This window comes from Janibacter sp. HTCC2649 (assembly GCF_000152705.1).
Taxonomy (GTDB): Bacteria; Actinomycetota; Actinomycetes; order Actinomycetales; family Dermatophilaceae; genus Knoellia.
Genome location: NZ_CH672413.1, coordinates 865,532 through 882,433, shown reverse-complemented (window position 1 = coordinate 882,433; position 16,902 = coordinate 865,532). Strand labels below are relative to the sequence as shown.

At 64.8% G+C, this 16,902-nt stretch carries 12 protein-coding genes and 3 rRNA genes; all 15 read left to right on the top strand.

The window, feature by feature from the left end:
- Positions 1–442 precede the first annotated feature (442 nt).
- The 15 genes from JNB_RS04225 to murJ all read left to right on the top strand — a co-directional run bounded on the left by JNB_RS04225 (position 443) and on the right by murJ (position 16,887).
- Positions 443–1,963 (top strand): 16S ribosomal RNA (locus JNB_RS04225).
- 339 nt (positions 1,964–2,302) lie between these two features.
- Positions 2,303–5,430 (top strand): 23S ribosomal RNA (locus JNB_RS04220).
- 126 nt (positions 5,431–5,556) lie between these two features.
- Positions 5,557–5,673, top strand: a 5S ribosomal RNA gene (gene rrf, locus JNB_RS04215).
- Together the 16S, 23S and 5S rRNA genes form the textbook arrangement of a ribosomal RNA operon.
- Positions 5,674–5,849: 176 nt before the next feature.
- Positions 5,850–6,170 carry a hypothetical protein gene (locus JNB_RS21845; RefSeq protein WP_009775172.1) on the top strand — a complete coding sequence of 107 codons (321 nt, stop codon included), beginning with the start codon at positions 5,850–5,852 and terminating at the stop codon, positions 6,168–6,170.
- Positions 6,167–6,850 carry a tetratricopeptide repeat protein gene (locus JNB_RS04205; RefSeq protein ID WP_009775171.1) on the top strand — a complete coding sequence of 228 codons (684 nt, stop codon included), beginning with the start codon at positions 6,167–6,169 and terminating at the stop codon, positions 6,848–6,850. The genes JNB_RS21845 and JNB_RS04205 overlap by 4 nt, the downstream gene beginning before the upstream one ends.
- A complete protein-coding gene (locus tag JNB_RS04200; protein WP_009775170.1) occupies positions 6,847–7,755 on the top strand; it encodes an HAD-IIA family hydrolase in 909 nt (302 codons plus the stop codon). The genes JNB_RS04205 and JNB_RS04200 overlap by 4 nt, the downstream gene beginning before the upstream one ends.
- 68 nt (positions 7,756–7,823) lie before the next feature.
- Positions 7,824–8,576, top strand: a complete 753-nt coding sequence (locus tag JNB_RS21245) for a hypothetical protein (RefSeq protein ID WP_009775169.1) — start codon at positions 7,824–7,826, stop codon at positions 8,574–8,576.
- Positions 8,573–8,797 (top strand): hypothetical protein, encoded by a 225-nt coding sequence (locus JNB_RS21425; protein ID WP_009775168.1) that lies wholly within the window; start codon positions 8,573–8,575, stop codon positions 8,795–8,797. The genes JNB_RS21245 and JNB_RS21425 overlap by 4 nt, the downstream gene beginning before the upstream one ends.
- Before the next feature lies 1 nt (position 8,798).
- Positions 8,799–9,602 carry a TlyA family RNA methyltransferase gene (locus JNB_RS04185; protein WP_040884195.1) on the top strand — a complete coding sequence of 268 codons (804 nt, stop codon included), beginning with the start codon at positions 8,799–8,801 and terminating at the stop codon, positions 9,600–9,602.
- On the top strand, positions 9,599–10,531 hold the full coding sequence (locus JNB_RS04180) for an NAD kinase (protein WP_009775166.1): 933 nt from the start codon (positions 9,599–9,601) through the stop codon (positions 10,529–10,531). The genes JNB_RS04185 and JNB_RS04180 overlap by 4 nt, the downstream gene beginning before the upstream one ends.
- A gap of 8 nt (positions 10,532–10,539) precedes the next feature.
- Positions 10,540–12,249 carry a DNA repair protein RecN gene (recN, locus tag JNB_RS04175; RefSeq protein ID WP_009775165.1) on the top strand — a complete coding sequence of 570 codons (1,710 nt, stop codon included), beginning with the start codon at positions 10,540–10,542 and terminating at the stop codon, positions 12,247–12,249.
- Positions 12,250–12,300: 51 nt separating this feature from the next.
- Positions 12,301–13,482, top strand: coding sequence for a putative cytokinetic ring protein SteA (steA, locus tag JNB_RS04170; protein ID WP_009775164.1), 1,182 nt, complete (start codon positions 12,301–12,303; stop codon positions 13,480–13,482).
- On the top strand, positions 13,479–14,432 hold the full coding sequence (locus JNB_RS20265) for a copper transporter (protein WP_009775163.1): 954 nt from the start codon (positions 13,479–13,481) through the stop codon (positions 14,430–14,432). The genes steA and JNB_RS20265 overlap by 4 nt, the downstream gene beginning before the upstream one ends.
- Entirely contained in the window at positions 14,429–15,241 is an 813-nt protein-coding gene (locus tag JNB_RS04160) for a hypothetical protein (RefSeq protein WP_009775162.1), read from the top strand. Before JNB_RS20265 ends, JNB_RS04160 begins: the two co-directional genes overlap by 4 nt.
- Positions 15,238–16,887, top strand: a complete 1,650-nt coding sequence (murJ, locus tag JNB_RS04155) for a murein biosynthesis integral membrane protein MurJ (RefSeq protein ID WP_009775161.1) — start codon at positions 15,238–15,240, stop codon at positions 16,885–16,887. The genes JNB_RS04160 and murJ overlap by 4 nt, the downstream gene beginning before the upstream one ends.
- Positions 16,888–16,902: the final 15 nt, after the last annotated feature.

The following is a 16,902-nucleotide window of genomic DNA, read 5'->3' as shown; positions in this document are numbered from 1 at the left end:
CCAGGGTTGATCCCCACAGCAAGAACCAGCGGAAACGCCGGTTTGGACGGCGGCCGCAAGGTTGCTAGTGTGGGTGAACCGCGAAGAACCAAGCGCGTCGGATTCGGTCACTCTGAGAGTGGGTCACGGATTTGACTCCCAAGTGTGGCCGCGGGTAAGTTTGGAGAGTTGCCCTTGAGTCTGGCCCTGATGGGTTGGGTGATGGTGTGCGTGCGATCCTTGAGAACTCAACAGCGTGTCAAAAATCGATGCCAATTAACCTCGTTTTGAGGGTGGCTGCGACATCGCCTTTGTGGTGGTGGGTGGTTGCTTCGAAACGATTATCCTTTGGTTGACAATGATCATTCAGCTTAATTGCTGGTTGTTCAGACTCAGCTGGGTAGACAACCCTTTATTGGGTTCAGTTATTGCTCGGCACTTTCGGGTGTTGGGTGTTTGAACATCAACGGAGAGTTTGATCCTGGCTCAGGACGAACGCTGGCGGCGTGCTTAACACATGCAAGTCGAACGGTGATCTCGAAGCTTGCTTCGGGTGAGCAGTGGCGAACGGGTGAGTAACACGTGAGTAACCTGCCCCTGACTCTGGAATAAGCGCTGGAAACGGCGTCTAATACCGGATATGACACTAAACCGCATGGTTATGGTGTGGAAAGTTTTTCGGTCTGGGATGGACTCGCGGCCTATCAGCTTGTTGGTGAGGTAATGGCTCACCAAGGCGATGACGGGTAGCCGGCCTGAGAGGGCGATCGGCCACACTGGGACTGAGACACGGCCCAGACTCCTACGGGAGGCAGCAGTGGGGAATATTGCACAATGGGCGAAAGCCTGATGCAGCGACGCCGCGTGAGGGATGACGGCCTTCGGGTTGTAAACCTCTTTCAGCAGGGAAGAAGCGCAAGTGACGGTACCTGCAGAAGAAGCACCGGCTAACTACGTGCCAGCAGCCGCGGTAATACGTAGGGTGCGAGCGTTGTCCGGAATTATTGGGCGTAAAGAGCTTGTAGGCGGTTTGTCGCGTCTGCCGTGAAAATCCGGGGCTCAACCCCGGACTTGCGGTGGGTACGGGCAGACTAGAGTGTGGTAGGGGAGACTGGAATTCCTGGTGTAGCGGTGAAATGCGCAGATATCAGGAGGAACACCGATGGCGAAGGCAGGTCTCTGGGCCACTACTGACGCTGAGAAGCGAAAGCATGGGGAGCGAACAGGATTAGATACCCTGGTAGTCCATGCCGTAAACGTTGGGAACTAGGTGTGGGTCTCATCCACGAGATCCGTGCCGCAGCTAACGCATTAAGTTCCCCGCCTGGGGAGTACGGCCGCAAGGCTAAAACTCAAAGGAATTGACGGGGGCCCGCACAAGCGGCGGAGCATGTGGATTAATTCGATGCAACGCGAAGAACCTTACCAAGGCTTGACATATACCGGAAACATTCAGAGATGGGTGCCCCGCAAGGTCGGTATACAGGTGGTGCATGGTTGTCGTCAGCTCGTGTCGTGAGATGTTGGGTTAAGTCCCGCAACGAGCGCAACCCTCGTTCTATGTTGCCAGCACGTAATGGTGGGGACTCATAGGAGACTGCCGGGGTCAACTCGGAGGAAGGTGGGGATGAGGTCAAATCATCATGCCCCTTATGTCTTGGGCTTCACACATGCTACAATGGCCGGTACAAAGGGCTGCGATACCGCGAGGTGGAGCGAATCCCAAAAAACCGGTCTCAGTTCGGATTGGGGTCTGCAACTCGACCCCATGAAGTTGGAGTCGCTAGTAATCGCAGATCAGCAACGCTGCGGTGAATACGTTCCCGGGCCTTGTACACACCGCCCGTCAAGTCACGAAAGTCGGTAACACCCGAAGCCGGTGGCCCAACCCTTGTGGAGGGAGCCGTCGAAGGTGGGACTGGCGATTGGGACTAAGTCGTAACAAGGTAGCCGTACCGGAAGGTGCGGCTGGATCACCTCCTTTCTAAGGAGCACTGGCCCGCAAGGGTCCAGAGCCTGGTCTGTCACCGAATGTGTGGCAGCAGGTGCTCAAGGGTGGAACATCGATTATTTGACGCCGTTACTCGTGGTCATGAGTACACCTGGTCTCTTCGGAGCTGGGAGGGAAAGTGACTGTTGGGGACACGGCGTTTGACACGTTGTTGGGTCCTGAGGGCTCGAGCGCATGCTCGTTTCTTTCAGGCCGGTATCCGGTCAGGAACCCCGCCACAATGAACCGCTGAGTTTTCTCGGTAGGCGTTGGTGATGGTGTGGGGGCCGCCCGTATGTTGAGAACTACACAGTGGACGCGAGCATCTTTGTGGCTCAAGTTTTTAAGGGCGCACGGTGGATGCCTTGGCACCAGGAACCGAAGAAGGACGTAGGAATCTGCGATAAGCCACGGGGAGTCGATAACCAGACTGTGATCCGTGGATTTCCGAATGGGGAAACCCGGCTGGAGGCAAGTCCAGTCACTCCTGCCTGAATATATAGGGCAGGTAGAGGGAACGTGGGGAAGTGAAACATCTCAGTACCCACAGGAAGAGAAAGCAACCGCGATTCCGTGAGTATTGGCGAGAGAAAGCGGATGAGGCTAAACCGTATCTGTGTGATAGCTGTCAGGCGTTGCAGGTACGGGGTCGTGGGACCTCTCAGTTGGGACTGACATCCTGGCATGGAGTCAAAAATTCGCGTTATAGTCGAAGGGCATTGAAAGGCCCGGCATAGAGGGTGCGACCCCCGTAGACGAAATGACGTGAACTTCAGAGAGTTATCCCAAGTAATACGGGGCCCGAGAAATCCCGTATGAATCTGGCGGGACCACCCGCTAAGCCTAAATATTCCCTGGTGACCGATAGCGGACAAGTACCGTGAGGGAAAGGTGAAAAGTACCCCGGGAGGGGAGTGAAATAGATCCTGAAACCGTGTGCCTACAATCCGTTGGAGCCCTCTTATGGGGTGACAGCGTGCCTTTTGAAGAATGAGCCTGCGAGTTAGTGCTCAGTGGCGAGGTTAACCCGTGTGGGGAAGCCGTAGCGAAAGCGAGTCCGAATAGGGCGTATGAGTCGCTGGGTCTAGACCCGAAGCGGAGTGATCTACCCATGGCCAGGTTGAAGCGACGGTAAGACGTCGTGGAGGACCGAACCCACTTAGGTTGAAAACTGAGGGGATGAGCTGTGGGTAGGGGTGAAAGGCCAATCAAACTCCGTGATAGCTGGTTCTCCCCGAAATGCATTTAGGTGCAGCGTCACGTGTTTCTTACCGGAGGTAGAGCTACTGGATAGCCGATGGGCCTCAACAGGTTACTGACGTTAGCCAAACTCCGAATGCCGGTAAGTGAGAGCGTGGCAGTGAGACTGCGGGGGATAAGCTCCGTAGTCGAGAGGGAAACAGCCCAGACCACCAGCTAAGGTCCCAAAGCGTGTGCTAAGTGGAAAAGGATGTGGAGTTGCATTGACAACCAGGAGGTTGGCTTAGAAGCAGCCACCCTTTAAAGAGTGCGTAATAGCTCACTGGTCAAGTGATTCCGCGCCGACAATGTAGCGGGGCTCAAGCACACCACCGAAGCTGTGGCATTGACATATTGCCCGGCCACCACACCTGCGGGTTGGTGGTCCAAGCGTGTTGATGGGTAGGGGAGCGTCGTGTGGCCAGGGAAGCGGCGGTGTGAACCAGCCGTGGAGGCCACACGAGTGAGAATGCAGGCATGAGTAGCGAATGACGGGCGAGAAACCCGTCCGCCGAATAACCAAGGGTTCCAGGGTCAAGCTAATCTGCCCTGGGTAAGTCGGGACCTAAGGCGAGGCCGACAGGCGTAGTCGATGGACATCCGGTTGATATTCCGGAACCGGCGAAGAACCGCCCATGATGAACCTTTTGATGCTAAACGCCTAAAACTCTTTTTTCTGTCACCTTCGGGTGATGGAATGTTGAGCGGAGCGCGTGACCCGATTTGGTAGTAGTCAAGCGATGGAGAGACGCAGGAAGGTAGCCTCCGCGTGGCGATGGTAGTCCACGTCCAAGGGTGTAGGGAGTGAGATAGGCAAATCCGTCTCACACATATCCTGAGACCTGATAGTGACCGCGAATGCGGGAAGCAGGGTGATCCTATGCTGCCAAGAAAATCTTCTAGCGAGGTTCGAGCCGCCCGTACCCCAAACCGACTCAGGTGGTTAGGTAGAGAATACCAAGGCGATCGAGTGAATCATGGTTAAGGAACTCGGCAAAATACCCCCGTAACTTCGGGAGAAGGGGGGCCCGGATCCTGAAGACATTTACTGTCTAGGGAGAACGGCCGCAGAGACCAGGGAGAAGCGACTGTTTACTAAAAACACAGGTCCGTGCTAAGTCGCAAGACGATGTATACGGACTGACGCCTGCCCGGTGCTGGAAGGTTAAGAGGACGGGTTAGATCCTTCGGGGTCGAAGCTCAGAATTTAAGCCCCAGTAAACGGCGGTGGTAACTATAACCATCCTAAGGTAGCGAAATTCCTTGTCGGGTAAGTTCCGACCTGCACGAATGGCGTAACGACTTCTCCACTGTCTCAACCATGAACTCGGCGAAATTGCACTACGAGTAAAGATGCTCGTTACGCGCAGCAGGACGGAAAGACCCCGGGACCTTTACTATAGCTTGGTATTGGTGTTCGGTACGGCTTGTGTAGGATAGGTGGGAGACTGTGAAGCGGGCACGCCAGTGTTCGTGGAGTCAACGTTGAAATACCACTCTGGTCGTTCTGGATATCTAACCTAGGTCCGTGATCCGGATCAGGGACATTGCCTGGTGGGTAGTTTAACTGGGGCGGTTGCCTCCTAAAAGGTAACGGAGGCGCTCAAAGGTTCCCTCAGCCTGGTTGGTAATCAGGTTTCGAGTGTAAGTGCACAAGGGAGCTTGACTGCGAGACCGGCAGGTCGAGCAGGGACGAAAGTCGGAACTAGTGACCCGGCGCTGGCTTGTGGAAGCGGCGTCGCTCAACGGATAAAAGGTACCCCGGGGATAACAGGCTGATCTTGCCCAAGAGTCCATATCGACGGCATGGTTTGGCACCTCGATGTCGGCTCGTCGCATCCTGGGGGTGGAGTCTCTCCCAAGGGTTGGGCTGTTCGCCCATTAAAGCGGTACGCGAGCTGGGTTTAGAACGTCGTGAGACAGTTCGGTCCCTATCCGCTGTGCGCGTAGGAAATTTGAGAAGGGCTGTCCCTAGTACGAGAGGACCGGGATGGACGAACCTCTGGTGTGTCAGTTGTTCTGCCAAGAGCACCGCTGATTAGCTACGTTCGGAAGTGATAACCGCTGAAAGCATCTAAGCGGGAAGCACGCTTCAAGATGAGATTTCCATGGACTTTAATGTCCGAGAGGCTCCCAGCTAGACTACTGGGTTGATAGGCCAGACGTGGAAGTGCAGTAATGCATGTAGCTGACTGGTACTAATAAGCCGATAACTTGATACACACTAAAAAGTTGCGTTCGCGTCCACTGTGCAGTTCCCGAGATACGGTCGGGAAACCCCCGACACACCACAACCCGACGGGTTGATGCGTGTGAACGAGGGAAGTACAACCACATCTCCATAGAGTTTCGGCTGTCATAGCGAAGGGGAAACGCCCAGCTCCATTCCGAACCTGGAAGCTAAGCCCTTCAGCGCCGATGGTACTGCACTGGTGACGGTGTGGGAGAGTAGGACGCAGCCGGACAATTATTCAGAAATGGCCCGCCACCTATGGCGGGCCATTTCTCATTTGCGGGCCTGAGTGCCGTCGTTGGATGCACATCTGTCCCCCGTCACGCACCGCCCCATAGACTGCTCGTGCTCGATGCGGCCCTTGGCCGCCTGACCTGCCCTGGAGGGTATTCATGACCGACGAGAACCGTGGACCGCGCCGAGACGGTGCCCGCGACGAACCACGTCGAGGCGGGTTCGACCGCGACGCTGGGTCTCGAGGTCGTGACGCCAGTGGTCGTGGACCTCGAGGTGCCGATCGCCCCGACCGCGGGCGTGATGACCGTCGTGACGGTCCCTCCGCCGGCCGCCGGGATGACCGTGGATCGCGTGGGTCCGGCGGTGACGACCGTCGCGATGGCGGGCGTCCCACCCGTGGCGGCGCTGAGCGTGACCGCGAGCAGCGAGGCGGACCGCGCCTGGCTCCCAAGACCCCTCGTCGTCCGGAACCCCGCATCCCCGATGGCGTGACCGGCAACGAGCTCGACCGTTCGGTGCACCAGCAGCTGCGCACCCTGAGCAAGGAGAACGCCGAAGGTGTGGCACAGCACCTGGTCATGGTGGCTGCCCTGCTCGAGGCGGATGAGATCGAGAACGCCATGGCTCACGCCGAGACGGCCGTGCGCCGTGCCGGTCGTGTCCCCGCCGCCCGTGAAGCCCTGGGCATGGTGGCCTACCGCTCGGGTGATTTCGCCCGTGCCCTCAGCGAGTTCCGCACGGTGCGTCGGATCAGCGGCTCCGACCACCTCCTTCCGCTCATGGTCGACTGCGAACGCGGACTCGGACGGCATGAGCGTGCGTTGGACCTGGCCCAGTCACCTGAGGCCAAGCGTCTGCCGAAGGAAGAGCGGGTGGAACTGGCGATCGTCATCGGCGGTATTCGTCGCGACCTCGGCCAGACCGATGCAGCTCTCGTCGCACTCCAGATCCCTGAGCTGAAGAAGGGCAATCAGCCGCGGCTCAAGTACGCCTACGCCGACACGCTGCTCGGACTTGGTCGCGTGGACGAAGCGCGCGACTGGTTCGAGAAGGCGGCAGATGCCGACGTCGAGTTCGAGACCGATGCGGTCGAGCGGCTCGAAGAACTCGACGGGGTCAGCACGACCGACCTGCTCGGTGGTGCTGACGAGGAGGACGAGGGCGAAGAGTGAGGCTCGTCGATCGTTACGACGCGATCGTCTGCGACCTCGACGGAGTCGTCTATCGCGGTGACCCCGCGGTTCCGCATGCCGTGGAGGCCTTGTCGGCGGTCGGCGTTCCCATACAGTTCGCCACGAACAACGCGTCACGTCCACCGAGCCAGGTCGCTGATCACCTGCGTCGGCTGGGGCTGGACATTGCGAATGACGCGGTGGCGACGAGCAGCCAAGCGGCTGCCTGGGTCCTCACCCGACACCTCGAGCCGGGCGCCGCAGTTCTTGCCATCGGTGGCGAGGGAGTGGCAGAAGCCTTGCGCGAGAGCGGTTTCGTTCCGGTCACCTCCGTCGATGACGAGCCCGCTGCTGTCGTGCAGGGGTACGGACCGAACGTGAGTGCAACGGATCTGGCGCAGGCGGCATACGCCGTGCAGCGCGGAGCGCTGTGGATGGCGACCAACACGGATCACACCCTTCCCACTGCCGACGGGTATGCACCGGGCAATGGTGCACTCGTCCTCGCCGTGGGTGCAGCCGTTGGGCGCGGACCCGAGCTCGTCGCCGGGAAGCCCGACGAGCCGCTCTACCTGATGTGTGCCGAACGCCTGGGTGTCCCGCCGAATCGCGTTCTCGCCATTGGTGATCGGCTCGAGACCGACATCGAGGGAGCTCACCATGCGGGAATGGACTCACTGCTGGTGCTGACGGGAGTGCACGGCGTCAGGGATGCCCTCGATGCCGCGCCTGAGTCGCGTCCCACTTGGGTCGCGCGCGATCTGCGTGCCCTCCTGGCCGACGTTGATGAGCTCGAGGCGACGTCCGAGGTGTTGCGTGCAGAGTGGGAGATCCGGGACAACGGTGAAGCCGAACCGGGTGTCGTCCGGGCTCTGCCGCCAGAACTTGCCGCGCTGGGCGCCTGACGGGCCTGCCCTGAGCACGTCGCTCCGAGTAGCGTGGGTGGGAACCATCACGAACCACAGGAGGAACCATGGCCAAGCGGTCGATTCAGGGATACGTCGAGCTCGCCTCCGGGCTGGGCGAGATGACGAAGGGCGCGGCCAAGGACGCAGCCGCCGAGCTCGTCGCCCTCACCAACGCAGACCTGTCTCCGAAGAAGGTGACGAAGCAGGCGAGCAAGCTCGCCGATGACCTCGTCGCGGCCGCCAACACCAACCGCAAGAACCTCGTCTCCCTCGTGCGTGCCGAGGTCGACAGGGCCGTGGGTCGCCTGGACGTGAACAGCCTGCAGCAGGAGCTGTCGAACGTCACTGACACCGTCCACGCCCTGCGCGGCCAGGTCGAGGAGCTCGCCTTGACCCTCGCGGGTCGCACCTCGAAGGCCGCTTCCGGTGCCGCCACCGGCGCAGCGACCCTCGTCGGCGCAGCTGGTGACGCGGCGAGCGACACCGCTGCCGCCGCCAAGCCGGCCGTCGCGCCGAGCCGGCGCCCCGCGCGTTCGGCGCTGAAGAAGTCCGCCCCGAAGGCTCCCGCCGCCAAGAAGTCGACACCGGTGAAGAAGGCGGCCGTGAAGAAGACCGCGGTGAAGAAGGCCACCCCGGCGAAGAAGGCCCCTGCGGCCAAGAAGACGAGCACCACCGCGAAGCCGACGACGAAGGCTCCGGCCAAGAAGGCTCCGGCCAAGAAGGCTCCCGCAGTCAAGAAGGCTCCGGCCAAGAAGGCGACGCCCGTGAAGAAGGCCACCGCGACCGCGACGATGCCGAGCACGGCGAGCGGCACGTGAGCGAACAGTTCTCGCAGGAGCCGGAGTCGGACACGGAGTCGGAACTCGTGGTGCCACCTGAGGCCGGCAGCGGGGGAGCGCCCGAGACGGGTGACCTCGTCATCGACGCGTCCCTGCGTGACCTCGCCGACGCACCCGTCGACGACCTCGACGCGCAGATCGAGCGCGGCGAGCAGGTGCAGCGCACCCTGCAGGGTCGGCTCAGCGACCTCGGAGGCTGACATCGCTCGGCTCGACGCCGAGCTCGTGCGACGTGGGCTCGCTCGTTCCCGTGGGGAGGCGAGGGAGCTCATCGAAGCGGGGCTCGTCACGGCGGCAGGGAAGGTCGCGCGCAAGGCGGCCACTCCTGCCGATGACGCGAGCCCGATCGAGGTCTCCTCGGACGGCCCGCGATGGGTGGGCCGCGCCGCGCACAAGCTCGACCACGCCCTCGCGACCTGGGAGCCCGAGGGGCTCGCGGCCAGCGGGCGCTCGTGCCTCGACGTGGGTGCTTCCACCGGTGGGTTCACCCAGGTGCTGCTCGCCCGGGGAGCCAGTCACGTGGTCGCGCTCGACGTGGGCCGGGACCAGCTCGTCGCCGAGCTGCAGGCCGACCCACGCGTCACCGAACGCAGCGGCACCTCGATCCGTGACGTCGGACCCGATGACCTCGGCACCTTCGATCTCGTCGTCGGTGACCTGTCCTTCATCTCGCTGACCCTCGTCCTCGAACCCATGGCTCTGCTGACCGACCCCGGCGCCGACGTCGTTCTCCTCGTCAAGCCGCAGTTCGAGGTCGGGCGCGGCCGACTGAGCAAGAACGGCATCGTCATCGACCCACGTCACCGCCGCCAGGCGCTCAAGGACGTCGTGGCGGCTGCGCAGGCGGCCGGGCTGGGTATCCAGGGCCTCATCCGCAGCCCGATCCATGGCGGAGAGGGCAACACCGAGTACCTCTTGTGGGTCCGGTCAGGGGTCTCGGGCACGATGGACCCCGGTGCGGTGGCCGCCGCAGTCCGCGAGCTGAGCAAGGAGGTTCGAGCGTGAGCGAGTCACGACGGATCCTTCTCGTGGTCCACCCCAACCGTCCCGAGGTCCACGACCACGCCCTTGGTGTCGTCAAGCGGCTCACGGCGGCCGGCGTGTCCGTTGCCGTCATCAGCGACGAGATGAAGGGGACCCCCCTCGAAGGAGCGCCCGATCTCATCAGCGCCGACCCCCTCGACCCGACGCGCGACTGCGAGTTGGTCTGCATCCTCGGTGGCGACGGCTCGATCCTGCGCGCGGCCGAGCTCTCTCGAGGTTCCGGCGTCCCGCTCCTCGGCGTGAACTTCGGCCACGTGGGCTTCCTCGCCGAGGTCGAGCGCGACGACCTCGACGTCACCGTCGAACGCATCGTCTCCCGGCACTACACCGTCGAGGAGCGCATGACCCTTGAGGTCGTCGCGATCCATGAGGGTGAGACCGTCTTCGAGAGCTGGGCGCTCAACGAGGTCACCGTCGAAAAGGCTTCGCGTGAGCGGATGATCGAGCTCACCGTCGAGATCGACGGCCGCCCTCTGTCCACGTGGGGATGCGACGGGCTCGTCATGGCGACGCCCACCGGTTCCACTGCTTATGCGTTCTCTGCGGGTGGACCGGTCGTGTGGCCGGATGTCGAGGCCATGCTGCTCGTGCCCATCAGCGCCCATGCGCTCTTCGCTCGACCCGTCGTGGTCGGCCCCGACAGCCAGCTCGCCGTCGAGGTCGTGCCGCGCACCCAGGGTTCGGGTGTCGTCTGGTGTGACGGCCGTCGGGCCGTCGACCTGCCCCCGGGTGCGCGCATCCAGGTCCATCGCAGCCCCGACCCGGTGCGGCTTGCCCGCTTTGCCGCGTCATCGTTCGCCGATCGCCTCGTCGAGAAGTTCGACCTGTCGGTCCATGGTTGGCGTGGCGCTGCTCGTCGCGCGAACGAGTCCGGACCCGGGACGGGCTGACCGACCCAGTGCTACAGGAAATCAGGATCCAGGACCTCGGCATCATCGATGAGTCGATCATCGAGTTCGGGCCGGGACTGACCGTGCTCACCGGCGAGACCGGGGCCGGCAAGACCATGGTGGTGACCAGCCTCGGGCTGCTCCTCGGCGCCCGATCCGACGCGGGGCTCGTCCGCGAGGGCGCTGACCGGGCCGTCGTCGAAGGCGTCTTCGAGGTTGCCGCCGACCACCCCGCAACCCTGCGCGCCACCGAGGCCGGGGGAGAGGTCGACGACACGCTCGTCCTCGTTCGCACCGTCCAGACCGAAGGCCGTTCGCGTGCCCACGTCGGCGGACGCAGCGCGCCGGTCGGCGTCCTTGCAGAGCTGGGCGAACACCTCGTCGCCGTCCACGGGCAGGCCGACCAGTGGCGCCTGCGCCGACCGGAGGAGCACCGCGAACTGCTCGACGCGTTCGGTGGAGGTCCGCTGGCAGGTGCGCGGACGGCATACAACGAGGTGTATGCCGCACACGCATCGGCTCTCGCGGAACTCGAGTCGCTGCGCGCTGCCGCGCGCGAGCGCGCCCAGGAACTGGACCTGCTGCACCGCGGGCTCGAGCGCATTGCCGAAGTCGAACCGCTCGCGGGCGAAGACGCCGACCTGCGCATCGAGGACGAGCGACTCGCCCACGCCGAGGAGCTCCGTCGCGGGTCGAGCGAGGCCCACCTGCTCCTCGTCGGTGACGACGATGCCTCGGGTGGCGCGGACGGCGGCGTGATGGGTGCCCTTGCCTCAGCGAGGTCGTCCATGAGTCAGGTGAGTTCCAACGATCCATCCCTCGCCGATCTCGAACGCCGTCTCAACGAGGTCACCCACCTCGTCACAGACCTGGCGTCGGACCTGTCCAGCTATGTCGCTGATGTCGACCTCGATCCGGGGCGGCTCGAGTTCGTCCAGCAACGACGGGCACAGCTCACCGACCTCACCCGCAGCTACGGCGAGACCATCGACGAGGTCATCGCGTGGAGTGCCGCTGCGTCCAAGCGGGTGATGGAGCTCGAGGGCGACGACGACCGGATCGGCGAGCTCGAGCGCGCCGTGCTCGAGCTCGAGACCCAGCGCGCCACGGCGGCCAAGAAGTTGTCGACGGCCCGTCGCAAGGCCGCCAAGACCCTCTCGGCCCGCATCGGCGAAGAGCTGTCGCACCTCGCCATGGGGTCAGCCACCGTGGTCGTGGGCGTCGAGGATTCCGCTCGGCTTGGTCCGCACGGCGGCGACGACGTCGAGATCGGGTTGGCGGCCAACGTCGGCAGCACGCCACGCAGTGTCAGCAAGGCAGCCTCCGGAGGTGAGCTCTCGCGCGTCATGCTCGCGATCGAGGTCGCGACGGCCACCTCCGACCACACGAGCTCGGTGCCGACCTTCGTCTTCGACGAGGTGGACTCCGGCGTCGGCGGTCGAGCCGCCCTCGACGTCGGCGCTCGCCTCGCAGCCCTCGCCAAGACCGCGCAGGTGATCGTCGTGACCCACCTGGCCCAGGTCGCAGCCCACGCCGACCACCACCTCGTCGTGTCCAAGGCCGATGACGGGAAGGTGACCCGCAGTGGGGTCCTTCGTGTGACCGGTGAGGAACGCGTCAGTGAGCTCGCCCGGATGATGGCCGGCGGTGTCAGTGATGCTGCCCTGGAGCACGCGCGCGACCTGCTCTCCGAACTCGGGCAGGGCGCCGACGTCTGACCGGCCGCGCCCTCTGCGGCCGCAGTCGTCCAGCGTGGCACGATGTGCTGGATGCCCTTCACGACCCGCCTCCGCCGCGAACGCGACCCCGGTCCCGCCGGAGTCAGTGGTCCGGCGCGCGTTGACCCCCGCACCAAGGACCTGACCAAGCGCCTCAAGCCGGGCGACGTCGCCGTGATCAACCACGTCGACATCGACCGGGTGAGCGCCGAAGCCCTGGTCGCCTGCCGTCCCATCGCCGTCGTCAACGCTGCGACGTCGATCTCGGGGCGCTACCCGAACCTCGGTCCGGAGATCCTGCTCGCGGCAGGCATTCCCCTCCTTGACGCCGTCGGCGACGAGGCGATGGAGCTGACCGACGGCACGCTCGTCCACCTCGACGGCAACAACCTCATGTCCGGTGACACGGTGATCGCGACCGGTCAGGCCCTCGACGACACGTCGGTGATGGCCTCCATGGCCGAGGCGAGAGCCGGACTCAACGTCCAGCTCGAGGCCTTCGCAGCCAACACGATGGAATACCTCAAGCAGGAGCGTGCCCTGCTCCTCGACGGTGTCGGCGTCCCGGACATCCGCACCAACCTCGACGGGCGCCACGTCCTCATCGTCGTCCGCGGGTACCACTACAAGGAGGACCTGAAGATGCTTCGGTCCTACATCCGCGAGTACAAGCCCATCCTCATCGGCGTTGACGGGGGAGCCGACGCCATCGTTGAGGCCCGCCTCAAGCCCGACCTCATCGTCGGCGACATGGACTCCGTCTCGGACGCCACGCTTCGGTGTGGGGCAGAGGTGGTCGTCCACGCCTACCGTGACGGTCGCGCGCCCGGCCTGGAGCGGGTCCGCGACCTCGGTGTCGAGCCGGTCGTCTTCCCCGCCACGGGCACGAGCGAGGATGTCGCGATGTTGCTCGCCGACGACAAGGGCGCCCAGCTCATCGTCGCGGTCGGCACCCACGCGACCCTCATCGAGTTCCTCGACAAGGGTCGATCGGGCATGGCGAGCACCTTCCTCACCCGGTTGCGCGTCGGGGGCAAGCTCATCGATGCCAAGGGTGTGAGCCGTCTCTATCGCTCGCGCATCTCCGGGACGTGGCTCGTGCTCATGGTCTTCGTGGGCCTGGGTGCGCTGGCCGCAGCCCTCTGGGCCACCCCCGGAGGCAAGGTGCTGTTGCAAGTGCTCGGCGCCCGCCTCGACGATCTCTGGTCCGCTCTCGGAGGAATCTTCACGTGATCGACTTTCGCTATCACCTCGTCTCGATCGTCTCGATCTTCATGGCCCTCGCGGTCGGGATCGTGCTCGGCGCGGGCCCGCTCAAGGGCACGATCGGCGAGACCCTCACGCAGGAGGTCACCCAGCTCCGCGAGGACCGAGTGGCCCTTCGCACCGAGCTCGAGGCCGCCCGCAAGGCTGGGGTCACGCGCGACGACTTCACCGATGAGGCGCGCACCCGACTGGTCGGCGGAACACTCACGGACGTCAAGGTCGCGCTCGTCCTGCTCCCGGACGCCGACGCCGATGACGTCAAGGCCGTGACCGAGACCCTGACTGCATCCGGCGCGACCGTCGTGTCCCGCACGACGGTCAAGGAGGAGTGGGTTCCCAAGGACGTCGAGGCGACCACGAAGCAGACGCAGCTGGCGACCGAACAGCGCAAGGCCCTGGGCCTGCCCGAAGCGGCTGACGCAGGTTCGAGCCCGCTCGACGACGTGCTCGCCACCTCGCTCGTGGCCGCCGATGGCGCCGCAGCCAACGATTCCGGCAAGGCTGCGCTCGACGCACTGACGGGCGCCAAGCTCATCGACGTCGAGACCGCGGATCTGGTGCGGGCCACCACGGCAGTGATCGTCTCCGCGCCGGTCAAGGGTGATGTCGTGGCCGACCGCGACCGTCAGGCAGCGCGTCTGGTCTCCCTTTCCGTCGCGCTCGATCGTGCGGGCAAGGGGGCCGTTCTCACCGAGGACGTCGGCGTGAGCGGCTTCACCGGTGCCGCCTCCGTGGTGCGTGCGGCGCGCGGCGACGCGACCACGGCCCGAGCGCTCTCCACCGTCGACGACGTGAGCCTGTCCCTCGGCCAGGTCAGCGTGGTCTATGCCCTGGTGCAGCAGCTGGCCGGGGGAGTCGGACAGTACGGCCTCGGCGACGGCGTCTCTGCCGGCTACCCGCCGATCCCGGCGCCATGAGCCGACGACCGCTCGTGGGTGCCGTCGTGGCGGCCGCAGCGGCAGGTGGGGCGATGCTCGCTCGCCGGCACGTCCCCGCGCACCTTCGCGCGCCGTGGGACCGCACGAACCATGCAGGCCGGACGGTCACCCTCCTCGAGGGACCCGTGTATGCCGCGGCCGCCGCTGCCGGTGCGGCTGCGGCAGGTGCCCCCTCGGCCGCAGGCGTGGTGGCAGGCCTGGGCGCCGGAGCCTTCGGTGCCCTGGACGACCTCGCGGGTGATGCTTCGAGCAAGGGCCTCAAGGGTCACCTCGGTGCGCTGGCCCGCGGCGAGGTGACGACAGGCGCGATCAAGATCGTGGGACTCGCGGCCACCGGGCTGGCTGCTTCGGTGCTCGCCGACCGGGGTCGGGACCGCAGGTTGCTCACCACCCTCATCGGGGGTGCGGCCATCGCTGGATCGGCCAACCTTGCCAACCTCTTCGACCTTCGGCCCGGACGCACGCTCAAGGTCGTGTCCCTCGGAGCCGGCACCCTGCTCCTTCCCCTGGGGGCTCACGGTGCGGCCACGGCAGCGGCAGCACTTGGTGCGGCAGTGGGCACGCTGCCCCATGACCTTCGTGGCGAGTCGATGCTCGGCGACACGGGCGCGAACGCGGCCGGGGCCATGGTGGGCCTCGCCCTCGTCGAGCGCACCGGGCCGCGTGGTCGCTTCGCCCTCCTGGCCGTCACCGCCGTTCTCACTGTCCTGTCCGAGAAGGTCTCCTTCAGCAAGGTCATCGAGGGCAACCCGGTCCTGCGACGGGTCGACTCCTGGGGTCGCCCGTGACCACCGGGTCCGTGGGCCAGTCGCTGGCCCGGGCGGCGTTGGTCGTCGCCGTCGCCACCCTTCTTGCACGCATCGCCGGAGTCGTGCGCACGTTCGTCTTCTCCAGCAGCGTGGGGGCGACCCCCGTCGGCGACACCTACCAGACGATCAACACCCTGCCCAATGTCGTCTACGAAGTGGCGGCCGGTGGCGCGCTCGCTGCCATCGCGGTGCCGCTCGTCGCAGGGCAGCTCGGCATGGGCCGTCGTGAGGACGCCGACCGCGCCGGGTCCGCCCTGTTGACCTGGGCCGTCGTCGTCCTGGTGCCGCTCGCCGCCATCGTCTTCATCGCAGCGCCGTGGCTCAGTGACCTGCTGCTCGACGACCGCAAGGAGCCCGGGAGCGTGGATCTCGGGGCGACGATGCTGCGCATCTTCGCCCCCCAGGTCGCGCTCTATGGCATCGGTGTCGTGCTTGCCGGCATGCTCCAGGCTCACCGGCGGTTCCTCGCCGCGGCCCTGGCGCCTTTGCTGTCGAGCGTTGTGGTGATGGCTGCCTACGTGGCCTACGGGCAGCGGATCAGCGGACGCGTCGCCGCGGACGCGGTGCCCTCGGACGCAGTGTGGATCCTTGCCGGTGGCACAACCCTCGGGGTTCTGGTGCTGAGCATTCCCTTGTTCGTGCCGGCCGTGCGGGCGGGAATCAGCTTCCGACCCACCCTGTCGTTCCCCGGCGATCTCGGTCGCCGTGCCGCGGGGCTGGCGGGCGCAGGGGTGGTGGCGCTTGCGGCGCAGCAGGCCGCGGTGTTCCTGACTCTCTGGCTCACGCACTCCCCGCGCACCATCGACATCGGCGTGGTCAACATCTATGCCTACGTCCAGGCGGTCTACCTCCTTCCGTATGCCGTTCTCGCCGTTCCGATCGCCACGACCGCCTTTCCTGCCATGGCCCACGCGGAGAGCGCGAAGGAGGGGGAGTCCGACGACTCGACGGCCGCTGGGACCTTGGCGCGCAGCATCGGTGGAATCCTGTTGCTCACGTCCGGTGCAGCCGCCGTCCTCATCACCGTGTCCCGTCCCGTGGGCCGCTTCTTCCTTGCCCTTGACCGTGGATCCGGTGGCCGTGCGCAGGCGGCCCTCGAGGCACTCCCCGGGGCCCTGGCCGCCTATGCCCCCGGTCTCGTGGGCTTCAGCGTCGCTGCGCTGCTCACCCGGGCGCTCTATGTGCGCGGTCGTCCGATCCACGCAGCTCTGGCCGTGGCCGCCGGCTGGGCCATTGCCGGGCTGCTTCCCCTGGCGACCATTCCCGAGGGCTCCGACGCCGGCACGACGCTGGGGATCCTGGGCATCGCCTCCACGTGTGGGATGACGTTCTCGGCCATCGCACTCGCCTTCCTCGTGCGCCGTTCCTGGGGATCCGTGGCTCTCGAAGGGAGCGGTCGAACCGCTGCCTCGGCGATCGTGGCCGTGGCCGTGGCCATCGCCGTCGGCGACACGGTGGAGCGTCTGGTCACGTGGGACGGTTTGCTCGGCTCGATCCTCGCGGGAGTCGTCGTCGCCGTCGTGACGATGGGCGCCCATCTCGCGGTCATGGCGGTGGCCGACCGTGAAGGAATGCGCGCGTTGAGAGATCGCGGGCGTCGCCGTCGGGGTGAGAATCGGGCATGACCCCAGCTCCCACGT

What these genes read in the sequence shown, in the direction of transcription:
- JNB_RS04160 (WP_009775162.1), top strand. Translation starts at nt 14,429, where the DNA reads ATGAGCCGACGACCGCTCGTGGGTGCCGTCGTGGCGGCCGCAGCGGCA.
- JNB_RS21245 (WP_009775169.1), top strand. Translation starts at nt 7,824, where the DNA reads ATGGCCAAGCGGTCGATTCAGGGATACGTCGAGCTCGCCTCCGGGCTG.
- steA (WP_009775164.1), top strand. Translation starts at nt 12,301, where the DNA reads ATGCCCTTCACGACCCGCCTCCGCCGCGAACGCGACCCCGGTCCCGCC.